The following is a 19,079-nucleotide window of genomic DNA, read 5'->3' as shown; positions in this document are numbered from 1 at the left end:
GTACGTCGGAAGAGGAACACGGTGGTCCGGCGCGCGGGTGCGCGACGGCGGCACGACACCTCGTCCGGTCCGTCGAGGATCCGGCCATGCCCGCGTCAGCCGTCCCTGAGGGACCGCCCGGTGGGGACGGTCGGTGCTCGGTCACGGCGGCGGTGGGCGCAGGTGTCGCGTCAGGCTGCGAGGGCGTACGGGGCCGGAGGCCCGCGCCTGATCACCAGGTGCTGCAGAGGGTCCCCGGTGGCGGGGGCCGGCTCGTCGTCGGCCGTACGCGGGGCGCGCGGGCCGCTCGCGAGCTGCTCACGCGCTCCGGCGCGCAGGGCGCGTACGAGCGCGAGCGCCGCGCGCAGGGAGCGCAGCCGGGCGCCGGCCGCCAGCGCCTGGGCGCCGTACGCCGAGAGCCGGGCCAGCCGGAAGAGGGCGGCCTCGCCGCGCCGCAGCAGCCAGCCGGCGGCGAGCGCGGCCAGCAGGTGGGCCAGGAACATCGGCAGACCGGGCAGCAGCGCGGCCACCGAGGCGTACGCCGCGGCCAGACCGGATCCACCGTCCGGAGCCGCAGTGGTGGCGGCTCCCGCAGCGCTCGCCGACGCGAGGTGGCTGTGGCCCGCGACCGTGGAGGGGTCTATGCCCGCCGTGGTGACGATGCGGTGCGCGTCGGCGGCGTCGATCTGCCCCGGCCCTCCACCGCACACCAGCCCGGCGGCGAACCGGATCAGCGGGTTCTCGCCGCTGCCCCGGGGCGCGGCGGCGGCGACGGCCTGCGCGCTGCCGTGGCTGCCGTACGCGAAGAGGATGTGCAGGGCGACCTGGCCGCCCGCCAGCGCACCCGCGATCGACGGCAGGGAGCGTTCCCGTCCGGCGAGGGCCGAGGCCACGGCGAGGACGCCGAGGAATCCGGCGAGCAGGGTCCACGCGGGGACGGGCGCCCCGGCGGCGAACGCGTGTCCCGCCGCGGACAGCACGACGCAGACCGCGGTGAACACCGCGGCCCTCATGAGCCGCAGACCGGCTCCGGCGTGTGCGACAGGCGTGGACATGGCCGGAACATCATCGCACTGCGTACCCCGCCGCGGTACGGCAGGTCCGGAAGATCAGTCTCCGTCCCCAAGCGCGAGCCTCCGTCCGCAAACTGTGCTTGTTGTGGCTGTTGGCGGGGGATGTACGGACTGTGGACGCTCCTCCTCCGGAACCCGCCCGGCTTCCGTGGTGGAGGCCATACACCGGTGCGCGGAATATCCGCATCCGCCGAATGAGGGCTCTCACGGCCGATCCGTGCTTACGAAGTGCCTTGTGCGGCAATACGTATCGGTACGTCGAGCCGCAGCCAGGAGGCTGGAGCATGAGCATCTGGTGGTCACTCCATTTGCGGCGCGAAGCTGCGAGCGTTCCGCTCGCCCGTCGTTTTCTGCTCGGCACCATGGAAACCGCAGGGGTGGATCCGGACATCTCCTTCGACCTCTCGGTCGCGCTCAGCGAGGCCTGTGCCAACGCCGTCGAACACGGCGGCGACAGGTCGGGCCTGGCGGAGCACGGGGATCGCGGAACCGGAAGGCCCCCGGCGGACTCCGGGCAGTACCGGGTCACGGCCTATCTGGACGGCGAGAAATGCCGTATCGAGGTGGCCGACTCGGGGCCGGGCTTCCCCGCCCGGCGCGCGCTTCGCCCAGCCGCGCACACCGAACACGCGGAGCACATCGAACGGGCTCAGCAATCGGAGCACGTCGAGAAGACACAGCACCCGGAGTCCGTCGGCGCCCAGCCCACGTTCGCCCCGTACATCCCCTGCGTCGCCGAGAGCGGCCGCGGGCTGGACCTCATCGAGCAGCTCGCCGACCACGTCCACTTCGGCAACCGGCCGGGCCGGGGCGCGGTGGTCAGCTTCGACAAGGTCCTGAAATGGCGGGAGGGCGCGCTGCTCATGGTGTGAGCGGCGCGCCCTCCGACGTCGTACGTACGACGGTGGGTCAGCCCTTCAGCTGAGCCATCCAGGCCTCGACCTCGTCGGCCCGGCGGGGCAGCTGGTCGGAGAGGTTCCGGTTGCCGTCCTCGGTGACGAGGATGTCGTCCTCGATCCGGACGCCGATGCCCCGGTACTCCTCGGGCACGGTCAGGTCGTCGGCCTGGAAGTAGAGGCCCGGCTCCACGGTCAGGCAGACGCCCGGCTCCAGGATGCCGTCGACGTACGCCTCGGTGCGCGCGACGGCGCAGTCGTGGACGTCCATGCCGAGCATGTGACCGGTGCCGTGCAGGGTCCAGCGGCGCTGGAGGCCGAGCTCCAGGACCTTGTCCACGGACAGGTCGCCGAGCAGACCCCACGCGACGAGCTTCTCGGCGAGCACGCGCTGCGAGGCGTCGTGGAAGTCGCGGAAGGTGGCGCCGGGCTTCACGGCGGCGATGCCCGCCTCCTGGGCCTCGTACACCGCGTCGTAGATCTTGCGCTGGAGCGGCGAGAACGTGCCGTTGATCGGCAGCGTGCGCGTCACGTCGGCGGTGTAGAGCTCGTTGGTCTCCACGCCTGCGTCCAGGAGCAGCAGGTCGCCGGAGCGGACGGCGCCGTCGTTGCGGACCCAGTGCAGGGTGGTGGCGTGCGGTCCGGCGGCGCAGATCGAGCCGTAGCCGATGTCGTTGCCCTCGATGCGGGCGCGCAGGAAGAACGTGCCCTCGATGAAGCGCTCGCTGGTCGCCTCGGCCTTGTCCAGGCTCCTGACGACGTCCTCGAAGCCGCGCGCGGTGGCGTCGCAGGCCTTCTGGAGCTCGGCGATCTCGAAGGCGTCCTTCACGAGGCGGGCCTCGGAGAGGTAGACGCGCAGCTCCTCGTCGCGCTCGGCGGTGACCTTGTCGGTGAGGGCGGCCTCGATGGACGCGTCGTGGCCGCGCACGTTGCGGACCGGGCCGGTGGCCTCGGTGAGCGCGGCGGCGATCTCGCGGACGTCCTTCGCGGGGATGCCCAGCAGTTGCTCGGCCTCGGCGAGGGAGTGGCGGCGGCCGACCCACAGCTCGCCCTGGCCGTCCAGCCAGAACTCGCCGTTCTCGCGGTTGGAGCGGGGCAGCAGGTAGATGGTGGCCTGGTGGCCGCTGTCACCGGTCGGCTCCAGGACGAGGACGCCGTCCTGGGTCCGGTCGCCGGTGAGGTACGCGTACTCGGTGGAGGCGCGGAAGGCGTACTCGGTGTCGTTGGAGCGGGTCTTCAGGTTGCCCGCGGGGATGACCAGGCGCTCGCCGGGGAAGCGCGCGGAGAGCGCGGCGCGGCGGGCGGCGGTGTGCTCGGCCTGGGCGATCGGTTCGAGCCCGTGCAGCTCGGTGTCGGCCCAGCCCGACTTCATGTTCTCGGCGAGCTCGTCGGAGACGCCCGGGTACAGGCCGTTCTTCCGCTGTTTGATCGGCTCCGCTGCCTCGTTCTCTTCGGTCTCCTGCTCCGGGGTCTCCGGGATGAGCTCCTCAGACACGATGTGACTCTCCTTGATACGACACTGGACCATCACCCATCGTACGGGCGTACGGAAGGGGGCCCAGGGCCGAAAGGCCTGTTACCGGAGAGGCCGCCGGGAGATCGGTCGACGTATGCGGTCTCAGTCGACGTGTGCGGTCTCAGTCGAAGTGCGCGGCGAGGATGACCACGTCCTCGGTGGAGTCGGTCCGGGCCGGCCCGTCGGGCAGCATCGTGCGCAGGACATGGTCGGCGACGGCGTCCGGATCGTGCCGGCCCGCCTTCGGTACGGAGGCGGCGGCGGAGTGCAGCCGGGCGAAGGCGCGGTCCATCGCGTCGCCGGTGCGGCGCAGCAGGCCGTCCGTGTAGAGCAGCACCGTTTCTCCCGGCGCGGGGGAGAACTCCACGCTCGGAGCCTCCCAGCAGGCGAGCATCCCCAGCGGGGCGGAGAGCGTGGTCTCGACGAACTCGCAGCGCCGGTCGCCGAGCACCAGCGGCGGGGTGTGCCCGGCCCCGGCGAGGACGACCTTGCGGGCGGCGGGCTCGCAGTAGGCGAAGAGGGCGGTGGCGGTCCGCGCGGGCTCGGTCAGCCGGAGCAGGAGTTCGAGATCGGAGAGTACGGCGACGGGGTCCTCGCCCTCCATCACGGCGTACGCCCGCAGGCTGGCGCGCATCCGGCCCATGGCGGCCATCGCGCTCGGCCCCGATCCGCCCACCGAGCCGACCGCGAGGCCGAGCGCGTGGTCGGGCAGCGGCAGCGCGTCGTACCAATCGCCGCCGCCTCGGGGGCCGGTCCGGTGCCGGGCGGCCAGCTGGACGCCGGGGATGCGGGGCAGCCGGCTGGGCAGCAGCTCCTCGGCGACGGTCGCGACATCGGCGCGGGCGCGTTCCAGCTCGGTCAGGCGGGCCAGGTGCTCGGTGGCGTACCGGGCGTAGAGGCCGACGAGGTGGCGCTGCTTCTCCGAGGGCTCGCCGGGCTCGTCGTAGAGCCAGACCGCCGCGCCGAGCCGTCCGGCCGCCTCGGAGGCGAGGGGCAGGGCGTAACTGGCGGCGTAGCCGAGGCGGGTGGCGACCTCGCGGTGGCGGGGGTCCAGGTCAGGGTCGCCGAACAGGTCGGGAGTGGTGAGCCCGTCCGCGGTGCCGGGGTGCCCGTCGAGGACGCGGCCCAGGGCGGTGGCGCCGCGCTCCACGGTCTCGATGTGGCCGAGATCGGCGTGGCTGAGCCCGAGTCCGAGGGTGGTGGAGGGCGTGGCCGTGGTGTCCGCCGGTTCCAGTACGAGGAGTCCGCGGCGGGCGCCCACGAGGGCGGCTCCGGCGTGCAGCAGCTCGTTCAGGGCGGCGTCGAGGGTGGCGGTGGAGGCCAGCCGCTCGGTGAGTTCGTGCAGGGTCGTGAGATCCGAGACCCAGCCCGCGAGCCGGTCCTGGATGAAGGCTCCGGGCGCTGCCGGAACCTCTCTCAGAGGAGCGGCAGTGTGCGTTGAAACCGGAACTTCTGGATCGATTCCAGCCACTTTCGGCAGGTGTGGGGCGCTCATGGCAGCCAGCTTTCCGGCCGGTGCGATTCGTCGAATAGCATCGCAAACCCCCATGTGATTCTGCGCCACTATCAGTGCATCCACATGTACACGCACAAGTAACCCGATGTCCAGCATTGTCCCCTGGAGGCTCGCCGGATTCGCTCCCCTCCAGTGTGAGTCAACTTGGCCGAAAAATGCACCCTCCGGCAGCTATTTGCGGTCGACTGGGGCAGCTCAACAAGGCTCAACAAGGGGTGTCCCCGGGAGGAAATCCCAGGGGCGGCGTCATTCTGGGCAGGCTGGGTACGTAATCGGCGATGCCCGGGGCAGACGCTCACGGGCGGATGTGATCGCTCAGGAACCTGACAGCGGGTCCGGACGTCCTTACCCGTGACGGTCGCGATCAGTGACGGTCACGCCTCCGCCCCACGCGGCGGGGTTCGGGCCCGGCCGGCAGGCACGAGGCGCCCGTGGCGGGCGCCCCCGGCTCCACGCAGCTCGGCACCACCTCAGATCGGTTCCACTCGGATCGGTTCCACTCGGCTCGGCTCGGCTCACGCTCGGTACCGAAGGCACGTCCGTACCCCCGTACCGCAGAACTGATGAGCACGTACGCACAGCGAAGAGACGCTCGCGCGATGTCCCACCCCGCGTGGCGTCATGTGGACTCGGCGTTCAACGGAAAGGAACGAGCGCTCATGCGCGAGATCCTCGGAAGGCGACGCAGGCTCCGGCTCCGGCGCAAGGAGGGTGCCGCCCGGCTCGACGCGGCCCTGACCTTCGCCACCGCATGGCAGTGGCCCGTGCTCCCCGGAGCCGGGACCGCGCCGGCCGCCCTGCCCGACGGGCGTGGCCTCGGCTGCGCCTGCCACGACCCCGACTGCGCCGTTCCCGGCGCGCACCCCTTCGATCCCGGACTGCTGGCGGCCACCACGGACGAGCGTATGGTGCGCTGGTGGTGGACCAACCGCCCCACGGCCCCGGTGATGCTGGCGACCGGCGGCCGGGCCCCCTGCGCGGTGAGCCTGCCCGCCCTGGCCGGGGCGAAGGCCCTGGTCGCCCTCGACCGCATGGGCATGCGGCTGGGCCCCGTCGTGGCGACGCCCACTCGGTGGTCGCTGCTGGTGGCCCCGTACACGCTGGAACGGCTCGGTGAGCTGCTGTACAGCAAGGACTGGGTGCCCAGCTCGCTCCGCTTCCACGGGGAGGGCGGCTATCTCGTCCTGCCCCCGTCCGAGACCGGCGCGGGCCAGGTGCGCTGGGAGCGGGCCCCTTCGCCGAGGGCGGCGGCTCCCTGGCTCCCGGATGTCGAGGCGGTCCTGGACGCCCTGGTCGAGGCGAGCACCAGCGCCCCGGACGGTGGCAGCCGGCTCGCGTACTGACGGGCGGGCGGCCCGGCTCCCACTCCCGTACGTCTCACTCGTACGGGTGTGAGCCGGGCCGTATGCGCGGTGAACGGGCGCCGGACGGCCCGGCCGCGTGCCTCGCCTCGATATCGTCGCCCCGAATACCCGCGTAGTCGCGTAGTCGCGTTTCCGCGTAGTTACGTTTCCGCGATTGCCCGCGCGGTCGGCAAGGGGGCCACCATGAATCTCCGCATGATCGGTCTCACGGCTGTCGCCGCGTTCGCGTGCCTGATTCCGATCGTTGCTTCCGCGGATCCCGGCGGTTCCCCGTCTCCCGTAGCGACAGATGAGAAATCTCCGGATAGTTCATCAGAAATGCATAAAGAAAAGCTTTCTGGTGACCCATCCGATGACAAGCTCCGTGAGGGCACCGCCCGGTGCGGTCCCGAGCTCGTCTCGCCGGAGGGCATCGAGGCGCAGACCTGTGTCATGACCGGGGGCGGCGAGACCTGGGCGCGTGCCTACCACCGCAACACCTCCGGTACGGAACTCCGTGCCGTACTCACCCTGATGGGGCCGGGCGGGCGGACCGTGGAGCTGCACTGTGTCCTGGCGGCCGACGACGAGCCGGGCAGCTGCGAGACCCCGCGAGGCGCGTCGGCGGGTGAGCCCGGCGCTTATGCGGCGGTGGCGGAGTACGCGGGCGCGGGGCCGGTGGAGGAGGCGCCGCTGCTGCTCAGGGCCGGATCGCACCGTGCGCCGGGCGCATCCGACTGAGTGCGCGGGCGGGTCTCGGGCGGGTCGCGGTAGGCCGGCCGGTGCGGGTCACGGCCGGAAACGAAGACGCCCGGTCGCTGGCGACGGGGGATGCACCAGCGACCGGGCTTCTAGAACGGTAACAAGAGATCTGCCGTTCGCAAATTCGATCTCGCCTATGAGGGCGGCGATTTACTTGTGAGTACGGTGAGTTGTGACGCGGGTCACCGACTCGGCGGCGCTGTCGGCAGGGGCCCTGCACGGCTCCGGCAGCACCCCCGCCAAGGTCAGCTGAGCGTCACCTGGCGGTTGGTGAGCCCACCACGGGCCCGGCGCTCCTCGGCGGTGAGCGGAGCGTCGGAGGCGAGCGCCGCCGCCAGCCGCTCGGCGAACGCGACGGCCGGCTTCTCGCACGCCTCGGCCCCCATCGAGCTCGGCAGGTCCCAGACGGGAACGACCAGGCCGTGCGCGCGGAACGAGCCGACCAGCCGGGTGTCCTCGCCCAGCGAGGAGGTGCCGGCGGCGTGCAGCCGGGCGAGCGCGTCGAGGAGCTGCTCCTCGGGGTGCGGCATGACCCAGCGCAGGTGGTTCTTCTCCGGGGTCTCGCACCAGTACGCGGCGTCCGCGCCGGAGAGCAGCACCGTCGGGATCGCGGCGGCGTTCGCGCGTTCCAGGGAGGCGGCCACCTCGGGGGTGGCGTTCTCCGCGTCGGGCACCCAGAACTCGAACCCGGTGTGGACGACCGGCTCGAACGCGGCGTCCGGGTCGAGGAGATCCTGCAGGCGCGGCCCGTCGGCCGGTACGCGGCGGGCGGTGACCGGGGTGCCTGGCTCGACCTCCAGCGCGCGCTGGAGCGTGTCCGCGAGGTCGCGGCTGAGGTCGCCGGAGGAGGTGTCGTTCTGCAGGGCGAGGAGGACGGAACCGTCGTCGCGGCGCAGGGCGGGCCAGGCCATCGGCAGGACGGTCGCCAGCGTCACCGACGGAACGCCCTCGGGCAGCCCGCCCTTCAGCGTCAGCTCGACCGTGGCGGCGGGCACCAGCTCGCGCAGGGCGACCCAGTCGCACTCGCCCGCGAGTCCCTCGAACGGGCGGTGCACGAGCTCGGTCACGGCCTGGGCGGCGGCGCGTCCGTGACACGCCTTGTAGCGACGGCCCGAACCGCACGGGCAGGGCTCACGGGCCCCGACGACCGGGATCTCACCGTCCTTGAGCTGCTGCTTCCCGGCCTTGGTCTGAGGGCGCTTCTTGGCCATGGTGGGCATTCTCCTGATTGCGACGGTGCGGTCTCGGCGCGAGCCTAGCCGCCCGCGGCACCACCGCGGCACACACGCCTGCCGCCACCCTCACCGGCCGCCCTCACCGACCGCCCCCACCGGCCGTCCTGCCGAGCGGTGTCGCCGACGGGCGGCCGCCTCAGCTCGCGTCGTCGAGGACGTCGGAGAAGTCGAGCCCCTCGAACCCGGTGAGTCCGCCGACCGCGCCCAGCTCGGGCGGCTTCGGGCAGGGGACGTGGGCCCAGACGGTGACCTCGCCCGACGAGTCGTCCCGTACACCCCACTCCTGGGCCAGGGCGCTGATGATGTTGAGCCCCCGGCCGCCGCGTGCCGTCACCGAAGGGGTGGCCGGAACGGGCCGGGTGGGCCCGCCGCCGTCCGTGACCTCCACGGTCAGGCCGCCGCCCGTGTCCACACGCCAGGCGGCCAGGATGTCGCCGTCACCGACATCGGCGTGCCGTCCCAGCGGCCTGCCGTGCCGGCAGGCGTTGCTGAGCAGTTCGGAAAGAATGAGAACAGCGTCGTCCACGACCGCGTCCGACACCCCGTTGCTGCGCAACTGCTCACGCATCCGGTGCCGTGCCTGCCCCACGCCCGCAGGGCCATGGGGAACGGCCATGCTCGACGACGCAGGCACCTCTTGTGCCACCACCAACGCCACCCCCGAGACCTCCTTTGCCCCACGCCACGGGTTGGATGCCCCACTGAGCTGCACCGGAAACCGGCCAAGGGGCTGCCGGTGACGCACTCGACACAACTGAACGCTCGGCGAATGCGCCGGTGTACTCCCCGTCATGGTGGTGCGGGGGGTGCTGTCGCGTGCCAGTGGGGTGCCGTTCTGTGCTAAATGCGCCCCAGTTGTGCCAGTTGGGACAGAACCTGCTTCGGGCGGTTGGTGATGATCGCCTCGACGCCGAGTTCGGCGCAGAGCTCCACGTCGGCCGGCTCGTTCACGGTCCACACGTGCACCCGGTGGCCCGCCCGGTGCAGCCGCTCGATGTACCCGGGGTGGCTGCGCACGATCCGCATGCCGGGTCCGGCGATCCGGGAACCGGCGGGCAGCCGTCCGTCGCGCAGCCGGGGTGACACGAACTGCATCAGGTAGACGGTCGGCAGGGCGGGCGCCGCGGCCTGGACGCGGTGCAGGGAGCGGCCGGAGAAGCTCATGATGCGGATGGGAGAGGGCTCGTCGGCCGGCGGCGAGGCCAGCTCGAAGCGGTTCAGCAGCTGGAGGAGCCGCTCCTCGACCTGTCCGGCCCAACGGGTGGGGTGCTTCGTCTCGATGGCCAGCTGCAGCGGCCGCCCGGTGGCCCGTACCTCGGTGAAGAGCTCCAGGAGCCGTTCCAGGGTGAGTACGGAGGTGAGCTCGCCCGGCACCGGATCCCAGTCCGGCGACTCCTCGCGGTCCTTCCAGGAGCCGAAGTCGAGGGCGGCGAGATCGGCGAGCTCCAGGGCGGAGACGGCGCCGCGCCCGTTCGACGTACGGTTCACCCGGCGGTCGTGCACGCAGACCAGGTGGCCGTCGGCGGTCAGCCGTACATCGCACTCCAGGGCGTCGGCACCGTCCTCGATCGCCTTGCGATAGGCGGCCAGGGTGTGTTCGGGGGCGTCGTCGGACGCTCCGCGATGGGCGACGACCTGGATCGAGGTCTGCGGGCTGCGCTGCCGTGCGTGGGTCACCCGGGTCATGGTGTCACCGCCGTGGGGGTAGGCGAGCACATGTCACCCTGGAGGACCGTTTTGTCTGATGTAAAGATTGGTGTGCGGATGCACAGGTCCTGCTTACAGTGACCCGACGTGCTGTGGGAAAAGCTGACCGCAGACACGTGCACAGCGGATTTCTTGCCGAATGCCGACTGGATGCCGAGTGGAACCGAGGAGTAAAGAGCTGTGAGCACCGAGAACGAGGGCACCGAGGGCAACGCGGTACCGGCCGTGCCGTCCGTTCCGCCCGCACCTCCCGTGCCGGCCACCACTCCCGACCCGGCCGCGGACGGGGCTGCGCACCCGGCGGACGACGGCGTACGCGATGGAGCCACGGACAGCGCCGGTACGGGGGCGACGCCCCCGGCTGATGCCCCGACCCCGCCCCCCACTCCGACGCACGCGGACGCCCCGCGCCACACCCCCACGCACCAGGGCTCCCCGGCGCAGACGGGCACCTCCCAGGACGCCCCGGCGTACCCCGGCACGCACACCCACCAGGCTCACCAGCCCCACACCCCCCAGCAGCCCCATCAGCCCCCGCACTCCCCGTACGGGGCGGCGCCCGAGCCCCCCGCGGGCGCCGCCTCCTGGCCCCCGCCCCCGCCCGCGGTCCCCTCGTACGCGGGCGGCGGCGCGGCACACACGTCCGGCGGCGGCATCGGCAACGGGAGCGGTCACGGCCCGGTCTGGGGCGCCCCGGTCCCGCAGCCCGGCCACGACCCCTCCCACGGCAACGGCAAGCGCCGGGGCGCGGGCGGCCTGGTCGCGGCGGTCGCGGTAGCGGCCCTGGTCGCGGGCGGGATCGGCGGCGCGCTCGGCTTCTGGGCCGCCGACCGCAACGACGGCGGCTCCTCCGGCAGTTCGACCACCGTCTCCGCGTCGGACACCCCGAAGGACCTCAAGCGCCCGGCGGGCACCGTGGCCGGGGTCGCGGCGAAGGCGCTCCCCAGCGTGGTCACGATCGACGCGCAGGGCGGCGACGGCGAGGGCGGCACGGGCACGGGCTTCGTGTACGACAAGGAGGGCCACATCCTCACCAACAACCACGTGGTGGCCTCCGCGGCGGAGTCCGGCGAACTGTCGGCGACGTTCTCCGACGGCAAGAAGTACGCGGCTGAGGTGGTCGGCCGGGCGCAGGGCTACGACGTGGCCGTGCTGAAACTGAAGAACCCCCCGGCGGGCCTGGCCCCGCTCCCCCTCGGCAACTCGGAGGGTGTGGCGGTCGGCGACTCGACGATCGCGATCGGCGCCCCCTTCGGCCTGTCCAACACGGTGACGACGGGCATCATCAGCGCGAAGAACCGCCCGGTCGCCTCCGGGGACGGCCAGAGCAACAAGAACTCCTACATGAGCGCCCTCCAGACGGACGCCTCGATCAACCCGGGCAACTCCGGCGGCCCGCTGCTGGACGCCACGGGCGCGGTCATCGGCATCAACTCCGCGATCCAGTCGACGGGCGGCGGCCTCGGCCAGTCCCAGGCCGGCTCCATCGGCCTCGGCTTCGCGATCCCGATCAACCAGGCGAAGAACGTCGCGGAGCAGCTGATCAAGACGGGCAAGCCGGTCTACCCGGTGATCGGCGCGACGGTCTCCATGGAGGAGAAGACCGGCGGCGCCGAGATCTCCCCCGAGGGCGCCGGCAACACCCCCTCCGTCACCCCGAACGGCCCGGCGGCCAAGGCGGGCCTCAAGGCGGGCGACGTGATCACCAAGTTCAACGACACCGTGATCGACAGCGGCCCCACCCTGATCGGCGAGATCTGGACCCGCAAGCCCGGCGAGAAGGTCACCCTCACCTACGAGCGCGACGGCAAGACGGCCACGGCTGAAGTCACGCTGGGCCAGCGCGAAGGCGACAGCTGACCGGCTAGGCTGTACCGAGCGTCGAACCGGCCCCACAGGGCCCTGACGGCCCGTCGGCCGCCACGGCCCGGGGGCCGCCGACGCGGGGTGGGTTGCCCGAGCGGCCTAAGGGAACGGTCTTGAAAACCGTCGTGGCAGCGATGTCACCGTGGGTTCAAATCCCACACCCACCGCAGGCGAGAGGCCCCTGACCAGTACATATGGTCGGGGGCCTTTGCCATGCCCGTTCCCTGCCGGGCACCGCTGTTCCCCCTGGTTTCCCGCTCTTTCGGGCACGGAAGGGGCACGCAGGGGGCACGGCTGGGCCACGGCTTTGGAGCTGCCGGGGCAGCTCGTCAGCGGTTGATCGGGATCTCGTAGACGATCTCGCAGTGTGCTGCGGGCACCACGATGTCCGCTGTCTCCACGGGTCGGCCGTCGTCGCTGTAGTACGTCCGCCGGATGTGCGTCACGAGTGCAGCTTTCTGGATGCCTAGCAGTGATGCTTCCTCGGTGGTCGCGTGCCGGGGTTCGGGCTGCTCGACCGCGTGGCTGATGGTGACTCCGATCGCGGCCATACGGTTCACGACTCCAGCTCCCGCGTGGGGCCCTCCCTCGGGGAGAACGACGAGGGTTCCGCCAGTGACGGCGTACGGCTCCCAACTCGTCGACAACTGGACTGGCTTCCCGTCCGCAAGGAACTCGTACGTCGTCCGCACGCACGGCTCGCCTTCGGCGATCCCGAGCCGCGTCGCGATCTCCGCCGGGGCCGGCGCTTTCGCGTCGGTCCGGCTCTCCCAGTCGCTCTGTCGGCGAAGGGCCTTCATGTCCTGGCGGAAGGGGGATCCACTGGGCTGCTCACGTGCCGACGACCGGACGACTCTCACGCGCTCCCGGGGCTCGGCGACGTAGGTCCCCGATCCGGCCCGGCCTTCCAGCACGCCTTGGGAGATCAGCAACTCCTGTGCCCTGCGGACCACGTTCTCGCCCACGCCGAACTCCTGGCCGATCTGGGCGCGGGATGGGAGACGGTCGCCCGGTTCCCAGACGTGCTCCGCGATGCGCTGCCGGAGTTCGTCGGCGATGCGGAGGTACGGCGGTTGCTCAGACATATGGAAAATCTAGTCCACTAGCTCTAATCTAGTTAACTAGCTTTACTGAAAGTGATTGCTGGCAACGGAGGGTGTGCTGTGTCCGCTTCGGAAGTGACCGCGGCGGCTATCGCCGCCCGCTTGTCTGCCGCTGGCCTCCGCCCGCGCGTGGAGGAGGACACCCGGTTCACGACGGTCGAGGCGGAAGTACCGGACACGCTCTCCGCCGATTCATGGCGGGAGGTCCTGGACGCGGTGGCCGATGCCGATCGATTCGGGCTCGTGGCCACCAGCTTGAACGGCCGCACCTTATGGGCGGTCGTACGCAAAACGGTCCCCACGACAGGCGACGTCGGGGGACCGGGCTATCAGCGATAGGAGCTGAACAGCATGCTCAACCGTATCCGCCAAGCCATCTCGCGCACCAGAGCGCGGTGCTTCCCCAACGGCCGGCACCGCCGCCCCTTAACGCCCTCCCGGCCGCTGGCCCCTCTCACCTGCTCCGCGCCCGCTGACCCTTCGACCGTCGCCGTGGGGCGGGCTCCGGTCGGCACGGTCCACCGTTACCCGCTGAGGGGAGAAGACGTCGCACTTGTCCGTCCGTACCTGCTGGCGTGGGAAGAGCAGCGTGCACGGACGCGCACAGTGCTCATCGCCCCGCACCTGCCGGCCGATGCCTGGTCGGCCCTCGCGGGGGCCCACTGATGCCTCCTCGTCGACAACCGCACCCAACGGGCACGACTTCCGTCCCCTACCGCTCTATCGCCTGCTGGATCGGGACGCACCACTCCTGCATCGAGCCGCCCCCGCCTGCGACGACGGACGACGTGCCGGTGATCTACGAGGAGTGCATCTGCCCGTGCCACTCGACCCCCGACCTGTCTGTGTCCGTGCAGGTGGTGGCATGAGGGTCCCGACCCCCGGCAGTGCACTGGTCTCTTCCGTCGAAGTCACTGCGGCCACCGTGCAGCGCGGCGACATCATCGAACTCGGCGGTCAGAGGTGCCGAGTGAGCGACCTTTTCCAGCTCCCCCACGGGGCCAAGCAACTGGTCTTCGAGTCGGGCGAACTGCTGGCCATACACGCCCGTACCCGGCTCATGGTCCTGCGACTGCTGAGAAGGCGGTGACCGGCTCCGTGTCCCGACGTCATCACGACATCGCCGACGACCTACGCCACCAGATCACGACGGGCAGCATCAAGCCTGGCGAACGCCTCCCGTCCGAAGCCGACCTGGCCGCTCGGTACCGGGTCAGCACGGTGACCCTGCGACGCGCTCTCGCCGTGCTCCAGGGCGAAGGGCTCGTCGAGAAGATCCACGGCAAGGGGAACTACGTCCGTCATCCGCGCCGCAAGATCATGTACGTCGGCGGCTGGGGCACGCTGGACCCCTGGACCGCCACTGAGCCAACGTTACGCCTCACGGTTCGCAGCACCACGGTTCCGGCCTCCGTGCACCTGACGACGTTGCTGAAGGTGCCGACGGGCAGCCCCCTCGCGGAGTACACCTGCCTCAGCCTCGAACACGGGTCACCGCAGGGCCTGGCCCGTATCTACATCCCGCGCGACCTGGCCCCGGCTGGAGTCCTCGACGGCGACTCCGTGTGCCGGGAGGCAGCCACCCGATTCGCCGTCCTCGGCCCGTCGCCGGCCACCATCCGAGAGACGGTCTCCGCCCGCTGTCCCACCCCAGACGAAGCGTCGGCCCTCCGGCTCGAGAACAACATGGCCGTTCTCGCCATCACCCGCATCGCCACCGACGCCACCGGTCGCGTCGTTGAAGCCGCGCTCCTGACCTTTCCGGGAGACCGAGTCGACGCCGTCTTCACCGCCCACCACGTGCTCACCGAGAGGCCAGCCCAAGGATGACGACAACGAACGAACTTCGGCTCCTCCCGTGGTCGGGCTCAGGGGGCAAGCCCTGCTACCTGAGCACCGACGACCCGGACGGCTACATGTCTCGCCTCGCGGACGGCATCGAAGCGATCCAACTCGGCACGGCGAGCGAGCTGTTGGAAGAAGCCTCAGAGGCTCTCGACAACCAGGGGACGTCACTCGACGACATGCGGTGCCTGGTCAAAGAGCTGACCGGGGCTCTACAGGACGTCTACCGCGTCGCAACGAGCCGCGGCCAGCTCCGAGCAACGCGCGATCCGCGCGAGCCCACCTGTTGATCTACGGTCCCCCGACCAGCACAGCAAAGGAAGCCCATGGCTCTGACCAGATCAGATGCCATGGGCTTCTGGCTTGTCGGCTGACTTCCGTCGACCTTGGACGTGTCTGCATACTGCGTCATCCCGGAGCAACCTGAGAGGTGCCGCTGCCTTGAGGTGGTGTGCAATTCACCTGCCCTGACGGCCCGTAGACGGCCTCACGTGTCCGGCGCTGTCCATCAAGGGTCGTCACACAGTTAGACACAGACGAATCCCCCTCAGGCCCACCGACTGGCTCCTCCCCCTGGCTGCCTACGTGGCAGTCGGCGTACCCAACCAAGCGAGGCAGATCGATGGTGTGCCAAAGTCCAGTAGCATAAGCCTAGTTGACCCGATCAGGGGGGTGGGTCGTCATGGAAGACGCGTCCAACAACAGCATCAAGGCGCAAGACAGGTACCGTCTAAACGCTCGCACTCTGGGACATGGCAGCTACGCGCAGGTATTTCGTGCTGTGCACAAGGAAACACACGAAGAGGTAGCGCTCAAACGTTCATATAACCGCCAGGATGCCCGGGATAGAATTAGACGTGAGATTCAGGACCAGAAGCGGCTAGCTCATCCTAACATTATGCCAATCCTGGACCATGATCCGGGATTTTCCTGGTACACGATGCCTCTCGCGATTGACAATCTTGAAGGCCTCCGCCAGAGACCAGACGAGGAAGAGCTGGCCTCAATACTAATTGCTATCGGCGAGGCCCTAGACGTCGCTCATCAACTCGGCCTGGTTCATCGTGACATTTCCCCACCCAACATTCTTGCTCTCCCTGGTGAGAGTGGTGCCACGTACCGATGGGTGGTGGCTGACTGGGGAATGGTCCGTCGCCCGCCGGACGAAGCCTCACGGATTCTCACTCGTACTGGGCAGGGGATGGGCACTCCGGGCTTCGACGCTCCTGAATTGAGCGCGGACGCCCGGAAGGCCACGCCGGCGGCTGACGTTTATAGTCTGGGGCGTGTTGCTGCTTGGTATCTCACGGGAACACGGCCTAGGAGCGGGGTGCGACTACTTCCTGATGCAGAGTTTTTGCACTGGCGACCATTTGTTAATTCATGTACACAGCAAGACCTTCAACTGAGAATACAGACCATGTCTGAGTTGCGGCACATGGTTCAGGCAGTTCTCCTCGACCGCGACGAGCCCGTCCCAATTAAGGCTCGCAGGCTGGTAGAAGGCGTCGTTCTCGGGCATGAGGGAAGCCTAGAAGCGCTGGTACGGCTGGTTGATGCGCATCAAGAGGACAGTAGCCTCTATTTCGACTACTTTTCACAGGTACCCACCGGGCCGACGCGTTCCTGGTGCCGTTCTGATCCGGAGCGGGCCGCTTTGTTGGCCAGTATCTTGGCACGACATCTCGTCAGTGATTCTTGGGGGGATAGAGATAAGGAGTACGTAAGTACGCCGTTGGCCTTCTTGCATACTGTCTTGCAGGCGTTGGTCCGTGACAACAATCTTGGCCACGCCCAAGACCTCGCGGCAGACTTCTTCGCGGCGGACGTCCACTGGCGAAACCAGGAACAACGTCGGCGCAGCCTAGAGTGGTTGGCTGACCTTCAGGCGCCAGCTGATCGTGCGCTCGCGCCCGTCCTGGGTGCGCGGACGGATGTCGTGGAGTACTACAAGGAGCCTGGTTGGCAGGCACGAAGTGTCGTGCTTGGCACTATCTTGGCCGGCGGGTGAGCTCATGTCTCATCACCGTGGTGGTGAGGCCCGTCGACGTGGTGCAATAGGCGAGTGTTGACGAATGATAGCCACAAGTCAGTGCCGGAATCGGTACTTAAGGAAGATCAACAGGTGCAGGAACCCAGCTCAGGACGAGGACGCCGACACGGCACTAGTCGGATTGAGCCGTTCGATCGATGGTTTCGCTATCCCGCGGGCTTCGCCTCTGACTATGCCTCCTTGCTCCTACATCAGTTGCAGCTGCCCGCCGGTGGGCTTGTAGTTGACCCCTTCACCGGTTCTGGCGTCACAGGAACGGCTGCCAGGCGAGCTGGTCACTCCTTCTTCGGAGTCGAAGCTCATCCGCTGATAGCTGAGCTTGCGGCTCTGAAGCTTCGCTGTTTTTCCGGTGATCCGATTGAGCTCCTTGTGACTGCCCGCGAACTTACACAACAAGCTAGAGCTACAGTGCATGTTGATCTCGGCGGCGAAGCGGATTTGACACTTCGGAGCTTTGATCCAGAGACACTTGCTCTTCTCGTAAGCTTGCGGGATTTGATCCGTGCGGAACATGAGCATGAGTGGCACAAGTACTTGAAGTGGGCATTGCTGGCTACACTGCGCGATGTTGCCTCGGTTCGTGTCGGTTGGCCATATCAGAGGCCTGGGGCTCAGCGGCAACCAACATTCAGCGACCCAGGTTCCCGCTTCCTTCAACGCGTAGCGTGGATGGTTGATGATATCGGAGACGTTGAGAAGAACGAGTCTGCTTCATTGGAATGCAGGGTTAAGCAAGGCGACTCAGGGGTGGCCGAAAACTGGAGCGACGTAGGTATCGGCTCCGCGCACGGGTGTGTCACGTCACCGCCGTACCTCAACAATTTCGATTACGCTGACGCGACGCGACTCGAACTTTACTTCTGGGGCGATGTGACCAGCTGGTCTCAAATGTGCTCTGAGGTGCGTTCTGACATGCTGACGGCAACCACTCAACAAAGTAGCGTCGGTGCCGCGCTCGATGCTAGAAAGTCACTCCAGAAATACGGTGAGGTCGGGGATCAAATTGGTGAGCTTGCCGACCAACTGCAGAAAGAGCGAGGGAATAGGGCCCGAGGTAAGGAGTACGATCGCGTGCTTCCGGACTACTTTGTGGCTATCTACCGTATTTTGGAAAACCTTGCCCACGCACTTGCTCCGGGCGCACCAGCGGTTTTTCTGGTGGGTGACAGTGCGCCGTACGGGGTTTACGTTGACACGCCTGGGATCATGGCCAAACTGGGGACTCAACTAGGCTTCGTGCTAGAAAAAGACGTAATCCTTCGGCATCGAGGGCAGCGATGGAAGGGTAATGCCACTAGGCACAATGTGCAGCTTGCAGAACGTTTCGTATTGCTTCGCCGAGAATGATGAGAGCGTGCATTCTCCAAGGGGTTTATGCAAAATACCAGACTTAGGTATTTGGCGGCTATTGGCTATCCTGCACAGGTGAGCGTTGTCCCTTTGAGAACTCCTGTAGTAGGTCGTCCTTAAGGGAACGTGTATCAGTGGAGCGCTCAAAAACCATTCCTCGATGAGCTAGCTGACCAGCTGCTTCCTTATAGGCTGACACCAGCGAATCGAAGGCGGCAGCAAGGGCTGATTCATTCAGTCTTGGCCGTCTAGCAAGGTCTCGCCCAAGGAACTTGATGACGGCACTTTTGCTAGAGGCGGGGATGTAAAGCAGATCGCCGCCTTCGTTACTGCCCGTAGAGGTGACGACGAGGTGGTTCGCGAGTCGTCGCCGTGCCTCACTAAGGGCATATCCGCCCTTCAAGCGCTGCTCGCCTGATGCCCGGCCGTTGCGATTTTGGGATACTCCAGCGGCGAATGCTTCCGCGCCCGCAAAAATCGCGCTATCGACCTGCTTGCCGTCGGCGGTCGAATGATCGCCCCTAATGACGGCCCTAGCCTTTGTGTCTGACCTGTTGACGAGAAGTGCAATAACGACGCCCACGGCGATCGCTTGCATCACCTCGGTTCCCTGCCCCTGTCTCAGGGCGACTACCTGACTCAACCGTGCCATCGCCCATGTCCTGTAAATCTGCATAGCTCGACGTTCTGCCGCGGCGATATCCGGCGGTGAAAGAATGAGGAGGTCCTCACCAGCATGCTGGTTTTCCAACAATGCAAGCATGAGCCGTGCCTCGACGCCCACCAGTAGTGTCATATATCCAGCTTGTACGGCGATAGGTTCGCCGTACTGACT

19 protein-coding genes, 1 tRNA gene and 1 pseudogene are annotated in these 19,079 nt (G+C 68.4%); 13 read left to right on the top strand and 8 right to left on the bottom strand.

Features of this window, described 5'->3' with window-relative positions; genetic code table 11:
- Positions 1–170 precede the first annotated feature (170 nt).
- The gene (locus tag IF17_RS0106120; RefSeq protein ID WP_030562953.1) at positions 171–1,034 is read right to left on the bottom strand and encodes a hypothetical protein; all 864 of its coding nucleotides are present in this window, start codon (positions 1,032–1,034) and stop codon (positions 171–173) included.
- Positions 1,035–1,336: 302 nt separating this feature from the next.
- On the opposite strand from IF17_RS0106120, the gene IF17_RS0106115 reads away from it, so the two are divergent.
- Positions 1,337–1,924 carry an ATP-binding protein gene (locus tag IF17_RS0106115; RefSeq protein ID WP_030562951.1) on the top strand — a complete coding sequence of 196 codons (588 nt, stop codon included), beginning with the start codon at positions 1,337–1,339 and terminating at the stop codon, positions 1,922–1,924.
- A 37-nt stretch (positions 1,925–1,961) separates the two neighbouring features.
- Here IF17_RS0106115 and IF17_RS0106110 read toward each other — a convergent pair whose 3' ends face one another.
- Both IF17_RS0106110 and IF17_RS0106105 read right to left on the bottom strand, forming a co-directional pair.
- Complete coding sequence (locus IF17_RS0106110) at positions 1,962–3,443, bottom strand: aminopeptidase P family protein (protein WP_030562949.1); 1,482 nt, start codon at positions 3,441–3,443, stop codon at positions 1,962–1,964.
- A gap of 142 nt (positions 3,444–3,585) precedes the next feature.
- Positions 3,586–5,076, bottom strand: coding sequence for a PP2C family protein-serine/threonine phosphatase (locus tag IF17_RS0106105; RefSeq protein ID WP_179115542.1), 1,491 nt, complete (start codon positions 5,074–5,076; stop codon positions 3,586–3,588).
- 563 nt (positions 5,077–5,639) lie between these two features.
- Here IF17_RS0106105 and IF17_RS0106100 point away from each other — a divergent pair.
- Positions 5,640–6,323 (top strand): bifunctional DNA primase/polymerase, encoded by a 684-nt coding sequence (locus tag IF17_RS0106100; protein WP_030562946.1) that lies wholly within the window; start codon positions 5,640–5,642, stop codon positions 6,321–6,323.
- Positions 6,324–6,662: 339 nt separating this feature from the next.
- On the top strand, positions 6,663–7,064 hold the full coding sequence (locus IF17_RS1000000139625; protein ID WP_306173344.1) for a hypothetical protein: 402 nt from the start codon (positions 6,663–6,665) through the stop codon (positions 7,062–7,064).
- 266 nt (positions 7,065–7,330) lie between these two features.
- On the opposite strand, the gene IF17_RS0106085 is transcribed toward IF17_RS1000000139625, so the two are convergent.
- The 3 genes from IF17_RS0106085 to IF17_RS0106070 all read right to left on the bottom strand — a co-directional run bounded on the left by IF17_RS0106085 (position 7,331) and on the right by IF17_RS0106070 (position 10,006).
- Positions 7,331–8,296 (bottom strand): DUF5926 family protein, encoded by a 966-nt coding sequence (locus tag IF17_RS0106085; RefSeq protein ID WP_030562942.1) that lies wholly within the window; start codon positions 8,294–8,296, stop codon positions 7,331–7,333.
- Between the two features lie 160 nt (positions 8,297–8,456).
- Positions 8,457–9,065 (bottom strand): ATP-binding protein, encoded by a 609-nt coding sequence (locus tag IF17_RS0106075; RefSeq protein ID WP_076967690.1) that lies wholly within the window; start codon positions 9,063–9,065, stop codon positions 8,457–8,459.
- 95 nt (positions 9,066–9,160) lie between these two features.
- Positions 9,161–10,006 (bottom strand): glycerophosphodiester phosphodiesterase, encoded by an 846-nt coding sequence (locus tag IF17_RS0106070; RefSeq protein ID WP_192806723.1) that lies wholly within the window; start codon positions 10,004–10,006, stop codon positions 9,161–9,163.
- Positions 10,007–10,207: 201 nt separating this feature from the next.
- On the opposite strand from IF17_RS0106070, the gene IF17_RS0106065 reads away from it, so the two are divergent.
- Positions 10,208–11,887 carry a S1C family serine protease gene (locus tag IF17_RS0106065; RefSeq protein WP_030562935.1) on the top strand — a complete coding sequence of 560 codons (1,680 nt, stop codon included), beginning with the start codon at positions 10,208–10,210 and terminating at the stop codon, positions 11,885–11,887.
- A gap of 86 nt (positions 11,888–11,973) precedes the next feature.
- Positions 11,974–12,060 (top strand) — tRNA-Ser (locus IF17_RS0106060).
- 162 nt (positions 12,061–12,222) lie between these two features.
- Here the strand turns inward: IF17_RS0106060 and IF17_RS0106055 are convergent.
- Positions 12,223–12,978 (bottom strand): GntR family transcriptional regulator, encoded by a 756-nt coding sequence (locus IF17_RS0106055; RefSeq protein ID WP_030562933.1) that lies wholly within the window; start codon positions 12,976–12,978, stop codon positions 12,223–12,225.
- A 78-nt stretch (positions 12,979–13,056) separates the two neighbouring features.
- On the opposite strand from IF17_RS0106055, the gene IF17_RS1000000139620 reads away from it, so the two are divergent.
- The 8 genes and pseudogenes from IF17_RS1000000139620 to IF17_RS1000000137515 all read left to right on the top strand — a co-directional run bounded on the left by IF17_RS1000000139620 (position 13,057) and on the right by IF17_RS1000000137515 (position 18,241).
- On the top strand, positions 13,057–13,335 hold the full coding sequence (locus IF17_RS1000000139620; protein ID WP_030342769.1) for a hypothetical protein: 279 nt from the start codon (positions 13,057–13,059) through the stop codon (positions 13,333–13,335).
- Positions 13,336–13,347: 12 nt separating this feature from the next.
- Positions 13,348–13,662, top strand: coding sequence for a hypothetical protein (locus IF17_RS1000000140335; RefSeq protein ID WP_078615807.1), 315 nt, complete (start codon positions 13,348–13,350; stop codon positions 13,660–13,662).
- 199 nt (positions 13,663–13,861) lie between these two features.
- Positions 13,862–14,086, top strand: coding sequence for a hypothetical protein (locus IF17_RS1000000138430; RefSeq protein ID WP_030562931.1), 225 nt, complete (start codon positions 13,862–13,864; stop codon positions 14,084–14,086).
- Positions 14,083–14,826, top strand: coding sequence for a GntR family transcriptional regulator (locus IF17_RS0106040; RefSeq protein WP_030562929.1), 744 nt, complete (start codon positions 14,083–14,085; stop codon positions 14,824–14,826). Before IF17_RS1000000138430 ends, IF17_RS0106040 begins: the two co-directional genes overlap by 4 nt.
- A complete protein-coding gene (locus IF17_RS0106035; RefSeq protein ID WP_030562927.1) occupies positions 14,823–15,131 on the top strand; it encodes a hypothetical protein in 309 nt (102 codons plus the stop codon). The genes IF17_RS0106040 and IF17_RS0106035 overlap by 4 nt, the downstream gene beginning before the upstream one ends.
- Before the next feature lie 392 nt (positions 15,132–15,523).
- Positions 15,524–16,156: pseudogene (locus IF17_RS1000000140330) on the top strand (serine/threonine-protein kinase); the annotation flags it as partial.
- A 105-nt stretch (positions 16,157–16,261) separates the two neighbouring features.
- Entirely contained in the window at positions 16,262–16,852 is a 591-nt protein-coding gene (locus tag IF17_RS1000000139615; protein ID WP_244890426.1) for a hypothetical protein, read from the top strand.
- 54 nt (positions 16,853–16,906) lie between these two features.
- A complete protein-coding gene (locus IF17_RS1000000137515; protein ID WP_078615801.1) occupies positions 16,907–18,241 on the top strand; it encodes a DNA methyltransferase in 1,335 nt (444 codons plus the stop codon).
- A gap of 58 nt (positions 18,242–18,299) precedes the next feature.
- Here the strand turns inward: IF17_RS1000000137515 and IF17_RS1000000138900 are convergent, their stop codons facing one another.
- Positions 18,300–19,040 (bottom strand): hypothetical protein, encoded by a 741-nt coding sequence (locus IF17_RS1000000138900; RefSeq protein ID WP_157851129.1) that lies wholly within the window; start codon positions 19,038–19,040, stop codon positions 18,300–18,302.
- Between the last annotated feature and the right edge of the window lie 39 nt (positions 19,041–19,079).

It is taken from the genome of Streptomyces cyaneofuscatus (genome assembly GCF_000718135.1).
Lineage (GTDB): Bacteria > Actinomycetota > Actinomycetes > Streptomycetales > Streptomycetaceae > Streptomyces > Streptomyces cyaneofuscatus.
The sequence above is the reverse complement of the archived record's forward strand: the minus strand, read 5'-3'. Positions and strand labels throughout refer to the sequence as shown.